The following is a 17,688-nucleotide window of genomic DNA, read 5'->3' as shown; positions in this document are numbered from 1 at the left end:
ACGACCCTGTGACCGCGGTCACGTTCAAGACATCGATGTCGATGCGCCGAACGGTGGCCCGGATGCGCCGAACGGCGGCGTACCGTCAGAGATCGCCGAGGTGGGAGGTGTCGTTGACCGAGCGGACCGCGACGCCGCCGTCCGGATACAGGTCGAGCACCGAGACGCCCGCGGTGTCCAGGTAGAGCCGGTGCAGGAATGCGTCGCCGGCCGCGAGCGCGTCGCGCAACACCAGCTTGATCGGCGAGACGTGCGAGACGACCACGACAGTCTCCCCCGGGTACGCCGACCGCAGCCGGTCCACCGCCCGGCCGGTGCGTTCAGCGACCGCCGTGAACGACTCGCCCTCCGGCGGCGAAACCCGGGTGGAGGCGAGCCAGGCGTCCAACTCGCCCGCCCAGCCCTCGCGTACCTCGGCGAAGGTGTGCCCCTCCCAGACGCCGAAGTCACACTCGATCAGGTCGTCGTCGGTGCGTACCGGCGGGTTGCCGACCCGCGCGGCGACGGCTTCCGCGGTCGCCGTACACCGGCACAGCGGCGAGCTGACCACGGCCGCGACAGACGGCGCCAGCTCGGCCACCCGGGCGGCGGTGGCCCGGGCCTGGGCGCGGCCCCGCTCGGTGAGCGGCACGTCGCCCCGGCCGGAGTAGCGCTTCTGCACGGTGCGCTCGGTCTCGCCGTGCCGCACCAGGATCAGCCGGGTGCCCTCCTCGGTCGGGCGCGGCTCCCAGGAGGCGGGGGTGGTGGCCGGGTCGGTGCCGGTGGCCTTCGCGACGGCCGCCTGCTGGCCGCTCGGCGCAGTCCCGACGGTGGCGGTCCCGGTCGGCGCGGTCCCGGCGGTCGGCGCGCCACCGACAGTCGCGGTCCCGGTCCGCGCGGTTCCGGTCGGCGCGGCGGCGCCGGCCGCGGCGGCGTCCATGGCGGCGTTCGCCAGGGCGTCGGCGTGCCGGTTGCGTTCCCGGGGGATCCAGGTGAAGCGGACCGCGGCGAACCGGCCGACCAGCCCGGCGGCCTGGGCAGCGAGCGGGCGCAGCCCGGGGTGCTTGATCTGCCACCGGCCGCACATCTGCTCGACCACCAGCTTGGAGTCCATCCGCGCCTCGACCTCGGCCGCGCCCAGCTCGGCGGCGGCCTCCAGCCCGGCGATCAGGCCGCGGTACTCCGCCACGTTGTTGGTGGCCGTACCGATCCCCGCCGAGCGTTCGGCGAGCACCTCACCGGTCTCCGGGTCCCGGACCACCGCGCCGTAGCCGGCCGGGCCCGGATTGCCCCGGGAGCCGCCGTCGGCCTCGATCACGACCGCGCGCACCGCCACGACGGCTACAGTCCCGACTCGTTGGTCCGGACCATGATCCGCCGGCACTCCTCGCAGCGGACCACGTCGTCCGGGTCCGCCTTGCGGATCCGGGCCAGGTCGGCGCCGGAGAGCTCCAGCCGGCAGCCGCCGCAGCGACCGGCGGTGAGCAGCGCGGCGCCCAGCCCGGTGTCCTCGCGGATCTTGTCGTAGAGGGTGACCAGGTCCGCCGGCAGGTCACCGGCGAGCGGCTGGCGGGAGGTCCGTTTGAACTCCTCCTCCTTGGCGATCTCGGCGAGCGCGTCGTCGCGGCGCTGCTCGGCCGCCGTCCGGCGCTCCCGGGCCTCGGCGATCCGTCCCTCGATGCCGTCGAGTACGCCCTGCGCGGTCTCCCGCTGCTCCATCAGCTCCAGCTCGGCGTCCTCCAGGTCGCTCTGCCGGCGGTTGAGCGAGACCAGCTCGTGCTGGAGCGCCTCCAGCTCCCGGGCCGGGCCGCTGCCCGAGGCGAGCCGGGCCTCGTCCTTGCTCTTGCGTGCCCGCACCTGGTCGACGTCCTTCTCCAGCCGGGCGATGTCCCGGTCCAGGTCGTCGACGGCCACCTGGGCGCGGACCCGCTCGTCCTCCAGCGCCGACAGCTCGCGCGCGAGCGCCTCCAGCTCAGCCCGTTCCGGCAGGCTCCGGCGGCGGTGCGCGAGCTGGGCCAGCGTGGTGTCGATGGCCTGCAGGTCGAGCAGGCGACGCTGCACCTTCGGGTCAGCCTTCACGGTCGGGGCTCCTTGTCGTCCGGTCGGGGCGCGGCGGCGTGCACGGTCCACGGGTCGGTGTCCAGGTCGGACACCACGGTCTCGACGCCCAGCTCGTCGGCCAGGTGGGCGGCCAGGTCGTCCAGCCACGGCCGTTCGGTCGCCCAGTGGGCGGCGTCCAGCAGGGCCGGGCCGCCGGCGGCGAGGTGTTCGCCGGCCGGGTGGTGGCGCAGGTCCGAGGTGAGGAACGCGTCCACCCCGGCCGCAGCCGCCTCGGCGAGGAAGCCGTCCCCCGAGCCGCCGCTGACGGCGAGGGTACGAACCATACGCCCGGGATCCCCCGCGGCGCGAACACCCCAGGCGGTGACGGGGAGCACGGCGGCGGCCAGCCGGGTCAACTCGGCCAGGGTCATCGGCACGGGCAGCTCGCCGATCCGGCCGATGCCCCGACCCGACCCGTCGGCGGCACCCTGGCCCGACCCGTCGGCGGGTGAGGCGGGGCGGGGTGGGTGCAGTGGGCGCAGCCCGGTCAGCCCGAACCGGGCGGCCAGCGCGTCGGACACGCCTGGGGCGGCCACGTCGGCGTTCGTGTGCGCCACGTACAGCGCTACGTCCGCCTTGATCAGCCGGTGCACGATCCGCCCCTTGTACGTGGTGGCGGCCACCGAGGAGACGCCACGCAGCAGCAGCGGGTGGTGCGCGACGATCAGGTCGGCGCCGGCGGCGAGCGCCTCCTCCACCGTCTCCGGGACCACGTCGATCACGCAGGCGACCCGCCGCACCGGGCGGTCGGGCTCGCCCAGCACCAGACCGACCCGGTCCCATTCCTCGGCCCAGGCGGGCGGATAGCGGCGGTCCAGGGCGGCCACCACGTCGGCGACCGTGGGCGGCGATCCGGTTGTGCTCACGGCCGGCCAGCTTACCGGCGTCCGGCGGTCGGCACGTCCACGGCGGTTAAGCGGGGGCCCCGGCACAACCGAATGCGTTAACAAGGGGCCCCGGCTTACACCTCAGGCGACCGGCGCGACGGGCGCGACCGCTTCGCGCAGGGCGTCCAGGCCGGCCGCCCAGGGGAAGGCGTCCAGGTGCCGCTCGCCGGTCCCGGGCGGATGCAGGCGTACGACGTCGTCGCCGAAGACCATCCGGACCCCCCACTCGGCGAGCCGGGCCAGGCTGGCCCGGAACGCCGGGTGCGCGGCCATCGCCGAGTTCGTGAACGGGACGGCCGCGATCGGCACCCCGAGCCCCTGCGCCTCGACCAGCAACCCGAGCGCGAGGGTGTCGGTGATGCCGGCCGCCCACTTGTTGACCGTGTTGACCGTCGCCGGGCAGACCAGCATGGCGTCCGCCGGGGGCAGCACGTCCAGGTCACCCGGGTTCTTGTAGTGCGTACGGACCGGGTTGCCGGTCTGCCGGGCCAACGCCGTACGGTCGACGAACTTCGCGCCGTCCGGCGTGGTGACCACGCAGACCATCCAGCCGTCCGACTGGGCGAGGTCGACCAGCCGGCCGACGTGACGGGCCAGCGGCGAACCGCAGGCGATGACGTAGAGCACCCCGCGGTGCCCGTTGCTGGTGTACGGACCGCTCATCGGACCCGACCCGCGCTCATACTCCGACTCCCATGTGCTCAGCCAACTCCGCGATCGGCAGAGGGGGCGCACCCCGTGTGCGACGCAGCACGTCCGACATCAACTCGTGGGCGATGGGCCGGCAGCGGATCTCCGAGGGCGCGAGCCGGTCGCCCTGCAACAGCATGTCGCCGGCGCTGGCGACGTCACCGATCTGGGCGTAGCCCCGGGCCAGGTCGAGCAGGTGGTGCGCGCGCCGCTCGGGCAGCAGCGCGTTGAACGCGTGCTCGTTCAGCTGCTGGTGCGTCTCCACCGCCCGCCCGCCGTCACCCAGCTCGACCGCCGCGGCGGCCCGGTGCAGCTCCAGGTTGGTCGGGCCGAACGACGTCCAGTAGTGGTTGTGGTCGCCGCCGACCAGGACGGCCGCCTCCGCGGCGCCGCTGAGCAGGTCGTCCACGGTCGCCGAGTCACCGATCCGGGCGGCGGCCATCGCGCCCTGGAGCAGCAGCATGCCGTAGACCGAGAGGCGCTTGGGATCGTCGGCCTGGTCGCCGCCGGACGCGAGCCGGTCGGCGATCCGCACGTTGAGTTCCAGCGCCGGGCGGGGGCGGCCCATCGCGACCAGGGCGTTGCAGACCCGGGTGGTGGCGATGCCGGCGAGCAGGGGGTCGTCGGCCCGCTGGGCCACCGCCATCGAGCGGTCGGCGGCCAGCCAGGCCAGGTTGCACTCGCCCAGCTTGCGCAGCACCGAGGAGGCGATCTGGTAAACCTGCGCGAGCAGGTGCGCGGCCTCGCGGCCCTGGTCGTCACCGCCGTACACGGCGTCGGCGGCCTGCGCGTCGCGCAGCAGCTTGGGCAGCGCCCGGGTGAGCATGCCGTAGCGGCCGTACTGGTAGGTGAGCCAGGCGTGGTTGACCGCCTTGCGCATGTCGGCGAGCGGCGGCGGGAAGGGCGCCGCGTCGAAGTAGGCGCTCAACGAGTCGTAGCGCTCCAGGGCGGCGCGGATCTCCTCCACCTCGACCTGGTCGATGCAGTTGAGCGCGTCGGTGCGCCGCTCCGGGTCCTTGCCGTGCAGCAGTTGCACGTCGATCCGGAGGATGTCGGCGATCTCGTAGAGCACGGAGAACTTGTCCAGCCGGCGGACGCCGCGCTCCACCTTGTCCACCCAACTCTTCGACTTGCCGAGCCGGTCCGCGAAGACCTGCTGGGACATCTTGCGGCGGCTCCGCCAGTAGGCCACGCGCCGGCCTATGGGTAGTTCGTCCATCCGTGCTTCCTCCCCCGGTCGGCGCCGGCAGCCAACCCGATGTCCACCAGGTTTTCCCTGGTCGCACAGGTTGTACGTCAGCCGTCCGGCCAGTCCTCATAGTTTTCGTGCAAGTTGCACCAGCCGTTCGTCAACTCAACGACCGTGGGTTACGGCAGTGACGGTTTTCGACGTATTGCGGTTCTCGACGATGTGGCGGTGGACGGTTCGGTGGGACGAGAGGGGATGGCACACATGTGGGGGAACGTCCGACCGCGCGTCGCTCACCTGACACCGCTGGAGCGAGTGCGACTGCGCCGGGTCGCCGTCCGGTACGCGCTGCACGGCTGGCCGGTCACGCCCGGCGCCTGCCTGGCCAACCGCCGCTTCGTCTGCGGCCGGGCCGGCTGTCCCACCGTCGGCTGCCATCCGGCGCTTGAGGACTGGGACCACGGGGCGAGCGCCGACCCGGCCCGGGTGGCCACCTGGTGGCGCAACCGTCCGCACGGGGTGCTGCTGCCCACCGGACGCGCGTTCGACGTGCTGGAGGTCGCCGCCCACCTGGGCCGGCGGGTGCTGGCGACGGTCGCCACCCACCCGGCGGGCTTCGGCGTACGCGGGCCGGTGCTTGTCACCCCGACCGGGAGGTGGATGTTCCTGGTCCGCCCCGGCGACCCGCTGCGGCCGGAGCTGGAGCACTGCTTCCACGTGGTGCGGCACGGCACCGGGTCGTGGATCCCGGCCCCGCCGACCCGGCTGCCGGAGGGGACGGTGCGCTGGGCGGTCGCCCCGGAGCAGGCCCGCTGGCAGCTCCCCGACTCCTACCTGGTGCAGAACGCGCTGATCGAGGCGTTGCGGGCGGCCGGGGTCACGCTCACTCCGGAACTGCTCCCCGGCCACCTGCCACTGCCCCGGCGCGGTCGCTGACCCACGCCGGTCGCCGGCTCGCGGCCGGTCACTGGCCCGCAGCCGGTCGCCGGCTCGCGGCCGGTCGCCGCCGGAGACGGTTGCCCGACAGCGACCTCCCCGGCACCGGCCTCGTTGTGTCTGGCGAGGCGCGTACGCGCCAGAGCGGGGGTTTGAGGATGTCCAAGGACGACGCGGCCCGCCACACCGGCGGCACCGAACCACCACGGCACCGCCGCCGCCCGCACCCCTGGGGCTTCACCCGCCCCCGGGGCGCCCGCCCCCCAGGCGGCTCCCGCCCGCCAGGCCCCCGCCCCGCCATCCTCCACCGCCCTCTCCGCTGACTGCACCCCGCTCCCGCCCCACCCCGCTGATCAAGGAGTTTGCGTCACCCATACCGACCACACCCGACACAAACTCCTTGATCACCGCCGGGAAGGGTGGGGTGGGTGGGTGAGGGGTTACGGGGTTACGGGGAGGGTGCGGGAGTGGTGGAGGCGGGAGTCGTCCGTGATCGCGGCGTGCTGCCACGGGGCGGGCAAGCCGTCCAGGTAGGTGAGGCCGGTGGGGGCGCCCATCGCGACGGCGGCCGTCGCGTACGCGTCCGCCTCGCCCAGGTCCGGACCGACCACGGTGACCGAACGCAGGCCGACCGCGGGCGAGCCCCGGCGCGGGTCGAGCACGTGGTGCCCGCGCTCGTACACCCCGGAGGTGGCGACCGCGAGGTCGGTGCCGGTCAGCACCAGGCAGGTGGCCGCCGGCTCCCAGGGATGGCGCACGCCGATCCGCCAGGGCGCACCGGTGGCCGAGTGGCCGCGTACCCGGACGTCGCCGCCGGCGTTCACGCAGTGGTTCGGGGCGCCGGCTGCCACCAGCCGGTCCGAGGCGACCTGCGCCGCCCAGCCCTTCACGTAACCGGACGGGTCCAGCCGGCCGGTCGCGTACGCGTCGAAGTAGCCGTCGGTGGCCGTCCACAGGTCGGCGCAGCGTTCCAGCACGGCCCGCAGGTCGGCGGACGCCTCGGCCAGCGGCAGCTCGCCCCGGTCCAGCCGGCGCACCTCGCTGTCGTCCCGGTAGGTGCTGAACCGCGCGTCGACCTCGCGCATCCAGTCGAACGTGTGCGCGGCCAGCTCGCGCAGGGTGGCGGCGGGCAGGTCGTCGGCCAGGTCGAGGCTGATCGCCGTACCCATGATGTGCTCGACCCGGCGCAGGCCGGGCCGAGCAGCGGCAGCGCCACCGCCGCCGTCGGCAGCGGCGGCAGCGGCGGCGGCGGTCAAACCGTCACGCCTTGTCGATCGCGGCCTGGAGCGACTGCTTGTAGGCGGTGCTGGTGTAGGTGGCGCCGGAGACGGTGCTCAGGTTGGCGCTCTGCTTGGCCACCACCTCGCCGGAGCTGCCGCTGTAGCGGGCCTGCACGTCGTCGCTGCGCTGACCGGACTGCCCGCCGAGCGGCATGCCCGTCGCGGTGGCGTCGACGATCCGGCTGCCGCTGAGCGTGATCCGGACCTGGAGCGAGCCGTACTCGTAGCTGACCGACGACCCGGTGACCGTGCGCGTGGTGGGCTTCGGGGCCTTGGTGGTGGTTTTCGGCGCGGCCGGCGCGGTGCTGGTCCGGGTGCCGCCTCGGCTGGCCGGCTTCCGTTCGGCCGAGAGGGTGGCGCTCGGCTTCGCGGACGGCTTCGTCGACGAGCCGGGCGACGCGGAGACGCTGGGCGCGGCGGTGGCGCCGCCGGGCGCGGGCGTACCGCCCGGGGTGGCCGGGGCAAGCGCGGCCGGCACGTCACCGGCGGTGGCCGGCCCGGCGCCCGGGCCGCCCTTGAGCACCACCAGCGCGGTGGTGCCGGCGGCCAGTCCGGTGATCGCGAGGAGCGCGCGACGCATGGTGGATGCCTTCCTACAGCTCGAACGCGGTGAGGTGGATCTGGCGGCGGGGCACGCCCGCCGCCCGCAACACCCTGACGGACTCGTCGACCAGGCCGCTCGGCCCGCACAGGTAGACGTCGCGCCGGATCAGGTCCGGCACCAGCCGGCGCAGCCCTTCTGGGTTCATCACCTGGCGCGGCCCGGGGTCGTCGCGGCGGCCGATGACGTACCAGACCGAGGTCTGCCGGGCCTGGGCGAGCCAGTCCAGCTCCCGGTGCAGCAGCACGTCGGCGGGCTGGCGTGCGCGGTAGATCAGCGCCGCGCCCGGCGGCAGTTCCTCAAGCATCGCCCGCAACGGCGCGATGCCGCTGCCACCGGCGATGAGCAGGGCCCGCTCGCGGGTGCGGTGCGCGGCGGTGACCGTGCCGAACGGGCCCTCGGCCCAGGCCCGGGTGCCCGGGGTAAGGTCCCGCAGCTCGGCGGTGTGCTTGCCGACGACCTTCACGGTGAGCCGCAGCCACCGGCCGTTGGCCGCCGCGGAGACCGAGAACGGGTGCGACTCCATCCAGCAGCCGGGGTTGAGGAAACGCCAGCGGAAGTACTGGCCGCCGAGCAGGTCGATCTGGTTGAGCCGGTGCCCGGTCAGGTAGATCGAGATGGTGTCCGGGCTCTCCGCCACCACGTCCGCCACCCGCAGCCGGTGCCGCAGGTTGAACGCCAGCGGCGCGATCACCCGGCCCCACAGCAGCGCGGCCACCACCAGCAGGTACGCGCCGATCCAGCCGATGCGCACCGGGCCGGGCTCGTAGAGCTGGGCGCCGTTGCTGAACTGGTGCGCGTAGCCGAGCAGCAGCGCGAGATAGCTGGTCAGGTGCAGGACGTACCAGAGTTCGTAGGGCAGCCGGCGGCGCACGCCGCGGACCGCGGTGAACCCGACGAGCACCAGGACGCCTGCTGCCGCGAACGCGGAGAGCATGTCCTCGTAGTCGGTCAGCAGCGCGCCGACCTCGCCGTACACGGAGTTGCGTTCCTGCCGGGCGTAGCCCACCACCAGCAGGGACATGTGGGTGAGCACCGCCACCAGCAGCGTCGCGCCGACGTCCCGGTGCAGTCGGGAGATCCGCTCGCCGCCGAGCGTGCGTTCCAGCACGCCGAGCCGGCTCATCGCCAGCACCTGCACCAGCAGCAGGTAGCCGGCGATCAGGCCGGTGATCCGGCCGCCGGCGGTGAGCAGGTCGGCGGTGTCGGCGAGCGAGCCGGCCGGGGTGTCCAGCCACCACGGCAGCACGGCGGCGACCAGGCCGAGCCAGAAGGCCGCCGTCAGGACCCGCCGGCCGCCGGGTCCGCGGCGCGGCCGGCCCGGTGGTACGGGAGCAGCCGGACGGCCGCCGTACGGGGCGGGATGCCCGGTACGACGGCCGGCGGCGTGGGTGTCCTGGTATGTCACGCGTACATCTTGATCGGGGTGAACTTCTGCCGGGGGAAGACCTTGTCCACCTGGGCGGCGGTGAGGCCGAAGCGGCCCTGGGCCACCGATCCGTAGACGTTGAACATGTTGTTGTACTCCGGCACGTCGCCGCTGTCCAACTTGTCCAACCCGTTCCAGGTGCCGAGCAGCGAGCCGGTGAGCTTGCGCCCGGACAGCACGGTGACCACACCGCCGTGCCCGTGGTCGGTGCCGCCGCTGTTCGAGGCGACCCGCCGGCCGAACTCGCTGGACACCATGATCGTCACGTCGGACGCCTGGTCGCCCAGGTCGGTGAAGAACGCCGCCATGGCGTTGGCCAGCTCGTTGAGCCGCCGCCAGAGCTGGCCGCCCTGGGCGGTGCCCTGGTTTTCGTGGGTGTCGTAGCCGCCCATGCCGACGGTCGCCACCCGCACGTTCGCCCCGCCCTTGATGAGCTGGGCGAGTTGCTTGAACGCGTTGCCGACGCCCTCGTACTTGACGCCGGCCGCGGCGGCGTACGGCTTCGCGGCGAGCTTCTGCGCGGTGGCGAGCGCGCCCATGCCCTCGATGACCGCGTCCTCCACCGGGTGGTTGATCCCGGTGAACAGGCCGCGGATGGCCTTCTCGGTGGCCGCGCGGTACTTGTCGGCGCCGTTGAGCCGCAGCTCGCCGACGCTGTTGAGGGCGAGCGCGCCGTTCACGCCGACGAGCGACCGGGGCAGCGTGCTGCCGATGCCGACGCTGCGGAACGCGGTGCCCTTGCCGAGCGCGTCGACCAGGCTGTCCAGCCAGCCCCGGCCGCCGGTCTCGCCGGGCAGGCCGCCCAGGTTGCAGGCGTCGGCGGCCTGGAAGTGGCTGCGGGACAGCCGCGGGTCGGACACCGCCGGCACGAAGCCGAGCTGCCCGGCCTTGAGCCACTTCTCCAGCGGGGCGAACGCGCTCGTCAGCTTGAACCCACGGTCCAGGGCCAGCGAATCGTTGCCGAGCAGCAGGTCCGGGCGGGCTTTGCCGAGCACCGGGTCGCTGGCCGGCGCGACCAGGCTCAGCCCGTCCAGCCCGCCGTAGAGGAAGACGTGGATCAGGGTGCCGGTCTTGGTCGCCGCGAACGACGCGGAGGTGGTGACGAACTGCGCGGTGGCGAGCGCGGTCGCGGTCGCCGCGGCGCCGGCCACGAAGGTACGCCGGGTGACGCCCCGGCCGTCCTGCTGGGCCTCCTCGACCTCCTCCAGCCGGCGGTACCGGTCAGTCTCGGCCGCGCTCTCGGCCGCGACGATGTCCGCCTCCGCGCGCAGCAGCGCTTCGGCCGGGTGGTCGGCCAGCCGCCGCAGGTCGGGGCATTCGGGGTGCAGGGGGTACGGGTTCACGGTCATCTCCATCGAATGCCTCACCGGAGGTGGTGCTGGGGGGACGCGAGGATCGTCCGCGCGACCGCGGCGATGGCCCCGTCGAAGGTGGCGTCGACCTTGGCGCCCTCGGACACCCCGGCCACGGCGAGCACGAGCTTCTTCTCCTTGGCGCTGAGCTTCTGGTGCACGAGCTTCTGGGCCAGCGCGTCCACGTACGCCCCGGCGGTCGTCGGCGGCTTCGCCACCAGCTTCTCCGGCTTGACGTAGGTGAACTGCTTGCGCCAGCCGCCGAGCAGGTCGCCTGCTTCGTTCCAGCCGTCGACCATGGTGCCGGCCGAGGTCCACGCCAGGTAGACGTCGGCGTAGCCGTCCGGGGTGGGCTTGCCCATCGGGTAGTGGCCCAGCTCGCGCAGCTTGTCCTGGATCTGCCGCAGGCCCTGGGCGAACGGCGTGCGCCGCTTGTCGCCCTCGAACCCGGCCGTCGCGTCCGGCCCGACACCGAGCGACCGGTACGTGGCCACCAGGTACTCCATCGGGCGGCGCACCTTCTGGCCGACCGCGGCCCAGAACTCCGAGGAGCTGAACAGCGTCGCCAGCACCGGCCGGATGTTGCCCTTGTTCGTGGTGTACGCCTTGGCCAGCCGGTCCACGATCGACTTCGGCGGGGTGTCGGAGACGAACCGGGTGGCCAGGTTCTGCGCCACGTACTTCGCGGTGGACGGGTGCAGCGCGATGTACCTGATGTAGGAGTCGATCACCTTGTCGGCGACCTTCGGGTCGTTCGAGTTGTTGGCGTGGGTGAACCCGAGGATCTTCACCTTGCCCACGTAGTGCCGGTCGCCGAAGAACATGTACTTGCCGTCGGCGACGCCGCGCCCGGTCTGGAGCATGGCGGCCTGCCGCACGTCCTTCTCGGTGTAGCCGCCGTCGACGCCGACCGAGTACAGCTCCAGGTTCTCCCGGGCCAGGTTCTCGTTGATCGCGTCCTTGCGCGAGTCGACCTGGTTCAGATAGAGCAGCAGCGCCGGGTGCTTGTTCGCGGCGACCAGCATGTCCGGGTAGCTGCCGAGCGCGTGCTTGCGGATGACGTCCCGGTCGAACGCGTTGCGGTAGACCTCGCCGCCGTCGAAGTCGGCCGCCACGTGCAGGAAGTCGTTCCAGAAGTCGACCATCACCTCGAAGAGCTGGCGGTCGGACCAGATCTGCCGGGCGATGGTGGCGTCCACCGTCTCCCGCGCCGGGTCGACGCCGCGCTCGTTGAGCTGGTCCCGCTGGTCGCGGAGCTGCGTCGGGCTGAGCTTGAGCGAGGGCAGCTCGGACAGCTTCAGCTCGCCCTTCGTCGGGGCGATCTTCTCCGGCTCCAACTGCTGACGCAGCCAGTCGTCGATGCCGAGCTTCTTGATGTCGGCGATCACCTTCGGCGTTGGGCCGAACGTGGCCCGGCTGGCGAGGTGCCGGATCGGGTCCTTCGCGAGCACCGTCTTCACGGTCACCTCGGTCGCCGCGGCGGCTGCCGCCGGGCCGCCGAAGAGCCGGCCGCCGGTCGGGGCGTTGCGCTTGAGCGCCGCGCCCGCCCGGGAGCCCATGTAGCTCTCGTTCTGCTCGGTGTAGGTGCGCACCGTGCTGGGCTGCTGGCCGCTGGGCCGGGCCTGGGTGCCGTCGGTGGTCACCGTGCCGGTGGCGTCACCGGCCGCCGCGCCGTCGGTGAACAGGCCACGAAGCTGCGGGGACAGGGCCAGGGCCGCGCCACCGGCGACCACCGCCGCACCGCCGAGCGTGGCGAGGGCACGACGCCGGCCGCGACGCGGGGCGTCGTCCTCGTCGTCGTCGAAGTGGGGCAGTCCCGGGCCGGCCGGCGGTACGTACCCGCCGGCGGGCTGGGTGTAGCCGGGCCCGCCGGCCGCCGGCACGTACCCGCCGGCGGGCTGGGCGAAGCCGTTCGGTCCGACCCACTGCGGACCCGGGGCGGGCTGCGGCGCCGGGGCGGGGTGACCGCCGGCGTACGGCGCGGCAGGGTGCAGGTCGCGGTACCCGTCCGGGTGGGGGTGCTGGTATCCGTCCCAGCCGCGGTCGTCCCGGGGTCGACGCGGTGGCACGTTCAGGTCGGCCATGTACCTATCCCGTTTTCTTCGAGCGCCGGCACGCCTGCCACCCGGGGGTTGGGTGGGAGGGGCGGCGACGGTTGCCGGAGAGTTGTTACGGGAAAGTAGCCACGCCTCCGCCGCAGCTCAAGGCGACCCCGACCGGCTCGTGGGCGCACTTAAGACGGTGCTCAGGCCCCGGGGCGGCCCACCCCGGGCCCACACTCCGGCCGGCACCCCCCGGAGCAGGGCCGACCTGCCCGCCGACCGCCCGAACGCGCGGTTCAGCCCCGCATCGCCCATCCCACCCACGTTCAAGCCCTCAGACAAACTTAAGACGCCGCTAAGCCCCTCCTACCCCTCCGCCCCGCACTCCCCCTCCCCGGCCATTCACGGAAAGAGTGCCTGTCCGCGCGCGGATGGCCACTCTTTCCGTGAAACAGGGCGCATGCCGCGCGGGGCGGGGGGCGTGAGAGGGCGGGAATTCGGGTATGCCGCCGAACCGCTGAAGCCGTGAGGGGAAGGCATCGCCATGCTCAGCCAAGAGGATCAGCGCAGGTTCGCACAGATCACCCGCCAGCTACGGGAGAGCGATCCGCGGTTCTTCGCCCGGTTGGACAACCGGGTCCGGGGCCGCCGGGGCCGGTACATGATGCTGCTGACAATCGTGCTGTGGGCCTCGCTGCCGGCGATGACCGTGCTTGCCGGGCGGTTGGCCGGGGCGATCTGCGCCATGGTGCTGGTCGCCAACGCCGCCGTGATGTGGCGCTTCCGCCGCCGCCTGATGTGAGCGTAAGGAGGGGCCCCCGCTTAACGCCTCCGGTATAGGAGGGGCCCCCGCTTAACCGTTCGGCAGGCGCCCGAACTCCCGGTACGCCCGGCGCAGCCGCTCGGCCAGGCCCGGACCGCCGATCTCCGGGCCGGGCGGGGGCAACTGCCGCAGCAGCAACTCCGAGCCGGTGTCCAGGGTGGGCGGACGGTCGGGCAGCGGCACCGGGGCGAGCCAGAACCGGTCCACCTCCGCCGCCGGGTCGACCGCCGGCAGCCCGGCCAGCACCCGCCCGGCGCCGGCCACCGGCGACGCCGCGACCGGCGGCCCACCAACCGAAGCCAGCTCCGCCGCGTCGCCGGCCGCCGCCGCAGTCCCGGCCGGCGCGACACCGGCCGCCGCAGTCCCGGCCGCCGCGGTACCGGCCGCCGCGACACCGGCCGGCGCGGCCAGGTCCGCCGAGGTCCCGGGCGGCGCGGCCGGAACCGTGCCGCCGGGGCGGACACCGCGCAGCGTACGCAGCCGGTCGAGCAGGTCGCCGCGGGACCGGCCGCGCCAGTGCAGCAACTGGAACGGGTCGGCGTCGAACGCCTCGGCCAGCAGGTAGAAGGTCGCCGCCAGATGCTTGCACGGCACCGCGAAGTCGGGACAACCGCACCGCTGCGCCAGCTCGTCGACGTCGGCCGGGAACAGCGGCGCGCCCGCCGCGTCGAACAGCTCCTCCAACTCCGCCGGCAGGTCACCGGCGAGCAGCCGGGCGCTGAAGAACGCCTGCCCCGCCAGCTCCGCCTCCACCCGCCGCCAGACCTTCTCCGGGTACGCCGGAAGCCCGATCCGCACCGGGTACGGGCGCGGCCGGGACCCCTGCACCTCGGCGGTGACCAGCCCCGGCGAGACGTCCAGCCGGAGCACCTGGCCCCGGCGCGCGTACGCCCGGCCACGGGTCAGCCGGGAGCCGAGCGCGAACGACTCCAGCACCTCCAGGAAACGCCGGGACCACCAGGACTGCCCGATCGCGCCCCGGGTGCTGCGCGCCCGCAGTCCACCTTCGACCCGCCGCGGCGGCCCGAAGTCCTCGAAGCGTCCCGTGGTCACTCGACCACCGCCCCCGACTCCAACGTGAACAGTTCGCGCAGCGTGTCGGTGGACAGCTCGGTCACCCACTGCTCACCGCTGCCCACCACCGACCGGGCCAGGCTCCGCTTCTCGGCGATCATGGCGGCCACCTTCTCCTCCACCGTGCCGGCGCAGACGAACTTGCGTACCTGCACCCGCCGGCGCTGGCCGATGCGGAACGCCCGGTCGGTGGCCTGGTCCTCGACCGCCGGGTTCCACCAGCGGTCCACGTGCACCACGTGGTTGGCCGCGGTCAGGGTGAGCCCGGTGCCGCCGGCCTTCAGCGAGAGCACGAACAGCGGCGGCCCGTCCGGGGACTGGAACCGCGCCACCATGGCGTCCCGCTCGGCCTTGCCGACGCCGCCGTGCAAGAACACCACCTCCCTTCCGGTACGCGCCGAGAGGTGCCCGCGCAGCATCCCGCCGAATTCGGCGTACTGGCTGAACAGCAGCGCCTTCTCGCCCGCCGCGAGCACCTCGTCGACGATCTCGTCGAGGCGTTCCAGCTTGCCCGAGCGCCCGGCCAGGGCGGAGCCGTCGTGCAGCAGTTGGGCCGGGTGGTTGCAGACCTGCTTGAGCCGGGTCATGGTGGCCAGCACCAGCCCCCGGCGCTCGATCCCGTCACTGGACTCGATCTTCGCCATCATGTCGTCGACCACGGCCCGGTAGAGAGCGGCCTGCTCGGCGGTGAGGTTGCAGAGCACCTCCATCTCCAGCTTCTCCGGCAGGTCGGTGATGATCGACGGGTCGGTCTTGAGCCGGCGCAGCACGAACGGGCCGGTGACCCGGCGCAGCCGTTCGGCGACCTCGGCGTCGCCGTGCCGCTCGATCGGTTCGGCGAACCGCTTGCGGAACGTGGCGGCCGGGCCGAGCAGCCCCGGGTTGGCGAACTGCATGATGGACCAGAGGTCGGCGAGGCGGTTCTCCACCGGCGTACCCGTGACTGCGACCCGGTGCCGCGCGGGCAGTGACCGGACCGCCTCGGCCTGGCGGGTCGCGGCGTTCTTGATCGCCTGTGCCTCGTCCACCACCACCCGGTGCCAGTCGACGCCGGCCAGGTCGACGGCGTCCCGGGCGGCCACCGAGTAGGTGGTGAGCACCAGGTTCGCCGCTGCGACGGCGGCGGTGAACTCGTCGCCCCGGGCGCGCTCGGCGCCGTGGTGCACGTGCAGCCGCAGCTCCGGCGCGAACGTCGCGGCCTCCCGCTGCCAGTTGCCGACGAGCGACATCGGGCACACCAGCAGCGTGGGCCCGGCTTCCGGCGGGTCACCGGCGAGCAACGCGAGCAACTGCACGGTCTTGCCCAGCCCCATGTCGTCGGCGAGGATCCCGCCCAGGCCGAGCGACTGGAGGAAGGCCAGCCAGGCCAGCCCGCGCCGCTGGTACGGCCGCAGCGTCCCGATGAAGCCCGGCGGCGGGTCGGCCGGGGTGAGCCGCCGCTCCGCCTCCCCGGCGAGCAGCTCACCGAGCGCCCCGTCGGCGACCACGTCGAGCACCGGCAGCTCACCGCCGCGTTCCGCGCCGTCACGCTCCTCGCCGGAGAGTCCCATCCGCAGCAGGTCCGCCACGGTCAGCTCGCCCGACGAGCGGAGCAGCCGCAGCCCGGCCTCCAGCCGCTGCGGATCCAGCTCGACCCACCGGCCGCGCAGCCGCACCAGCGGCGACTTCAGGTCGGCGAGCGAGGCCAACTCCTCGGCGGTAAGCGGCTGGTCGCCGAGGGCCACCTCCCAGCGGTAGTCGACGAGCGCGTCCAGCCCCAACGTGCCGGCGGTCGCGGCGACCGCGCCCGGGGCGCTGCGGCTGCGCGCCCGCAGCCGCGCGCCCAGGCGCGACGACGAGCGCCGCCACCAGGACGGCAGCAGCACCCCGAAACCGGCCGCGTGCAACACCGGCGCGCCCTCGCGCAGGAACCGGTGCGCGCCGTCGGCGTCCAGCTCCATTCCTTCAGGCGCGGCGGTACGCAGGGCGGCGTCCACCTCCGGCCACAGTCGGCTGGCGCGGCCCAGCTCGGCCAGGAGCGTCTCCTGCGGATCCACCCCGCGGGCGGCGAGCGCCGGTGCGGGCCGCTGCCAGATGTGCCCGGCGTCGACCACGAGCCCCGGCTCGTCGGCCGGGTGCAGGCCGAACTCCACCTGCCAGGCGCCGCCCTCGACCAGTTCGGCGACCGGGTCGGCGGCCGGCTCGACCAGGCGGAACGTGGCCCGTACCGCACCACCTGCGGCATCGCGCTGCCAGGCGTCCAACTCGGCGCCAAGCGTCGCCAGCGCGGCCGGGTCGGCGGTGACGACACGCTGCGGGCCGGTGAGCGCGGCCAACCAGCCCGGCACCGCGCCGACGGGGCGCATCCCCCGGGACAGCCGGGTGTCGGCCAGGGCCACCCGGGCGGCGGCGTCGACAAGCGCGTCGAGCGCCTCCGCCACCAGCTCACCCGCCCCGACGCCGTCCGCCCGCCCGGTCGCCCCTAGCAGATGCGTGGCACCCGCGCTGCCCGGCGGTTTGGGTGCGTCTGTTGTCGCCTGGGCAACAACAGATGCACCCGAAGCCGCCGGCTGCCACTCGCGGGCGGCGCGGGCCGCCGGGGGCAGGGCCAGCGCCAGGTCGCGGGCCCAGGCCGCGTCCGTGCCGGTGAGCAACGGCCGCCAGAGCGCCAGCGCGGTGGCCTCGTCCACCGTCCGCCGCCTCCGCCGGGAGGCAGGCGAGTGAGCGGCCACCGCGCCGGCCTCGCCCGCCGCCCGCCGCCCTCGCCCGTCCGCCGCCGAGTGATAAGCGGGGCCCCCTCCTATACCGGAGGCGTTAAGCGGGGCCCCCGCCTTACCGAGCAGGGTGGGGAGCAGGCGGCCACGGGTCACCAGGTCGGCGGCGAAGTCGGCCAACTCGGCCAGGTGCCGCAGGCTCGCCCCGATCGGGTCCGGGCGGGGCGCGCGCAGCAGCGCGTAGGCGTCGTCCGGGGCGTACGCCAGGGCGGGGACCCGCCAACCGGCGCGGGTGACCGGACCGCGGGCCGGGTCCGCGACGGCGGTCCGGACCAGCTCCGGCGAGTCCACCGGCGAGCCGGCGCGGGTGGGCAGGCCGAGCAGTACGGAGACCGGCTGACCGGACGTCGCGTCGAGCGCGGCGGCCAGCGTGGCGTGGTCGGCGGCGAAGGGGTGCGGCCGTTCGCGCGGGACGCGGCCGGGCCGGCGGGGCGCCCGGGGCGGCAGCGTGCTGTCCTCGGCCCACAGGGCGAGCCCGGCGCCGGGCAGCCACAGCCCGTGGATGACCAGCACGTGCTCTCCCCCTCGACGACGCCCGGGGCAAGGATAGGCG

Annotated in this window: 14 protein-coding genes; 2 read left to right on the top strand and 12 right to left on the bottom strand. The window is 74.1% G+C overall.

Annotated features, from left to right (window positions below; translation table 11 throughout):
• Positions 1 to 85: 85 nt before the first annotated feature.
• The 5 genes from O7602_RS06450 to O7602_RS06430 form a co-directional block, all read right to left on the bottom strand.
• Positions 86 to 1,315 carry a bifunctional RNase H/acid phosphatase gene (locus tag O7602_RS06450; protein ID WP_281587300.1) on the bottom strand — a complete coding sequence of 410 codons (1,230 nt, stop codon included), beginning with the start codon at positions 1,313 to 1,315 and terminating at the stop codon, positions 86 to 88.
• Positions 1,316 to 1,320: 5 nt separating this feature from the next.
• The gene (locus tag O7602_RS06445; RefSeq protein ID WP_281587299.1) at positions 1,321 to 2,058 is read right to left on the bottom strand and encodes a C4-type zinc ribbon domain-containing protein; all 738 of its coding nucleotides are present in this window, start codon (positions 2,056 to 2,058) and stop codon (positions 1,321 to 1,323) included.
• The gene (locus O7602_RS06440; protein WP_281587298.1) at positions 2,055 to 2,945 is read right to left on the bottom strand and encodes a Nif3-like dinuclear metal center hexameric protein; all 891 of its coding nucleotides are present in this window, start codon (positions 2,943 to 2,945) and stop codon (positions 2,055 to 2,057) included. The genes O7602_RS06445 and O7602_RS06440 overlap by 4 nt, the downstream gene beginning before the upstream one ends.
• Before the next feature lie 102 nt (positions 2,946 to 3,047).
• On the bottom strand, positions 3,048 to 3,629 hold the full coding sequence (locus tag O7602_RS06435) for a flavoprotein (protein ID WP_281587297.1): 582 nt from the start codon (positions 3,627 to 3,629) through the stop codon (positions 3,048 to 3,050).
• A 16-nt stretch (positions 3,630 to 3,645) separates the two neighbouring features.
• The gene (locus O7602_RS06430) at positions 3,646 to 4,875 is read right to left on the bottom strand and encodes a helix-turn-helix domain-containing protein (RefSeq protein ID WP_281587296.1); all 1,230 of its coding nucleotides are present in this window, start codon (positions 4,873 to 4,875) and stop codon (positions 3,646 to 3,648) included.
• Between the two features lie 225 nt (positions 4,876 to 5,100).
• On the opposite strand from O7602_RS06430, the gene O7602_RS06425 reads away from it, so the two are divergent.
• The gene (locus O7602_RS06425) at positions 5,101 to 5,781 is read left to right on the top strand and encodes a bifunctional DNA primase/polymerase (protein WP_281587295.1); all 681 of its coding nucleotides are present in this window, start codon (positions 5,101 to 5,103) and stop codon (positions 5,779 to 5,781) included.
• A gap of 440 nt (positions 5,782 to 6,221) precedes the next feature.
• Here O7602_RS06425 and O7602_RS06420 read toward each other — a convergent pair whose 3' ends face one another.
• The 5 genes from O7602_RS06420 to O7602_RS06400 form a co-directional block, all read right to left on the bottom strand.
• Positions 6,222 to 6,950: an FAD:protein FMN transferase gene (locus tag O7602_RS06420; RefSeq protein ID WP_281590157.1), complete on the bottom strand. Its 729-nt coding sequence runs from the start codon at positions 6,948 to 6,950 to the stop codon at positions 6,222 to 6,224.
• Positions 6,951 to 7,041: 91 nt separating this feature from the next.
• Positions 7,042 to 7,641 (bottom strand): FMN-binding protein, encoded by a 600-nt coding sequence (locus O7602_RS06415; RefSeq protein WP_281587294.1) that lies wholly within the window; start codon positions 7,639 to 7,641, stop codon positions 7,042 to 7,044.
• Between the two features lie 13 nt (positions 7,642 to 7,654).
• Complete coding sequence (locus O7602_RS06410) at positions 7,655 to 9,070, bottom strand: ferredoxin reductase family protein (RefSeq protein WP_281587293.1); 1,416 nt, start codon at positions 9,068 to 9,070, stop codon at positions 7,655 to 7,657.
• Positions 9,067 to 10,440 carry a DUF1501 domain-containing protein gene (locus O7602_RS06405; protein WP_281590154.1) on the bottom strand — a complete coding sequence of 458 codons (1,374 nt, stop codon included), beginning with the start codon at positions 10,438 to 10,440 and terminating at the stop codon, positions 9,067 to 9,069. The genes O7602_RS06410 and O7602_RS06405 overlap by 4 nt, the downstream gene beginning before the upstream one ends.
• Positions 10,441 to 10,454: 14 nt before the next feature.
• Entirely contained in the window at positions 10,455 to 12,527 is a 2,073-nt protein-coding gene (locus tag O7602_RS06400) for a DUF1800 domain-containing protein (RefSeq protein WP_281587292.1), read from the bottom strand.
• 502 nt (positions 12,528 to 13,029) lie between these two features.
• Here O7602_RS06400 and O7602_RS06395 point away from each other — a divergent pair.
• Positions 13,030 to 13,287 (top strand): DUF3040 domain-containing protein, encoded by a 258-nt coding sequence (locus O7602_RS06395; RefSeq protein ID WP_281587291.1) that lies wholly within the window; start codon positions 13,030 to 13,032, stop codon positions 13,285 to 13,287.
• 51 nt (positions 13,288 to 13,338) lie between these two features.
• On the opposite strand, the gene O7602_RS06390 is transcribed toward O7602_RS06395, so the two are convergent.
• Both O7602_RS06390 and O7602_RS06385 read right to left on the bottom strand, forming a co-directional pair.
• Positions 13,339 to 14,361 (bottom strand): SWIM zinc finger family protein, encoded by a 1,023-nt coding sequence (locus O7602_RS06390; RefSeq protein WP_281587290.1) that lies wholly within the window; start codon positions 14,359 to 14,361, stop codon positions 13,339 to 13,341.
• On the bottom strand, positions 14,358 to 17,648 hold the full coding sequence (locus O7602_RS06385) for a DEAD/DEAH box helicase (protein WP_281587289.1): 3,291 nt from the start codon (positions 17,646 to 17,648) through the stop codon (positions 14,358 to 14,360). The genes O7602_RS06390 and O7602_RS06385 overlap by 4 nt, the downstream gene beginning before the upstream one ends.
• Between the last annotated feature and the right edge of the window lie 40 nt (positions 17,649 to 17,688).

It is taken from the genome of Micromonospora sp. WMMD1128, assembly GCF_027497235.1.
In the GTDB taxonomy this organism is placed as follows: domain Bacteria; phylum Actinomycetota; class Actinomycetes; order Mycobacteriales; family Micromonosporaceae; genus Micromonospora.
The sequence above is the reverse complement of the archived record's forward strand: the minus strand, read 5'-3'. Positions and strand labels throughout refer to the sequence as shown.

Coding starts and splice junctions, on each gene's coding strand:
- O7602_RS06435 (WP_281587297.1), bottom strand. CDS start 3,629: ATGAGCGGTCCGTACACCAGCAACGGGCACCGCGGGGTGCTCTACGTC.
- O7602_RS06430 (WP_281587296.1), bottom strand. CDS start 4,875: ATGGACGAACTACCCATAGGCCGGCGCGTGGCCTACTGGCGGAGCCGC.
- O7602_RS06425 (WP_281587295.1), top strand. CDS start 5,101: ATGGCACACATGTGGGGGAACGTCCGACCGCGCGTCGCTCACCTGACA.
- O7602_RS06420 (WP_281590157.1), bottom strand. CDS start 6,950: ATGGGTACGGCGATCAGCCTCGACCTGGCCGACGACCTGCCCGCCGCC.
- O7602_RS06415 (WP_281587294.1), bottom strand. CDS start 7,641: ATGCGTCGCGCGCTCCTCGCGATCACCGGACTGGCCGCCGGCACCACC.
- O7602_RS06405 (WP_281590154.1), bottom strand. CDS start 10,440: ATGACCGTGAACCCGTACCCCCTGCACCCCGAATGCCCCGACCTGCGG.
- O7602_RS06400 (WP_281587292.1), bottom strand. CDS start 12,527: ATGGCCGACCTGAACGTGCCACCGCGTCGACCCCGGGACGACCGCGGC.
- O7602_RS06395 (WP_281587291.1), top strand. CDS start 13,030: ATGCTCAGCCAAGAGGATCAGCGCAGGTTCGCACAGATCACCCGCCAG.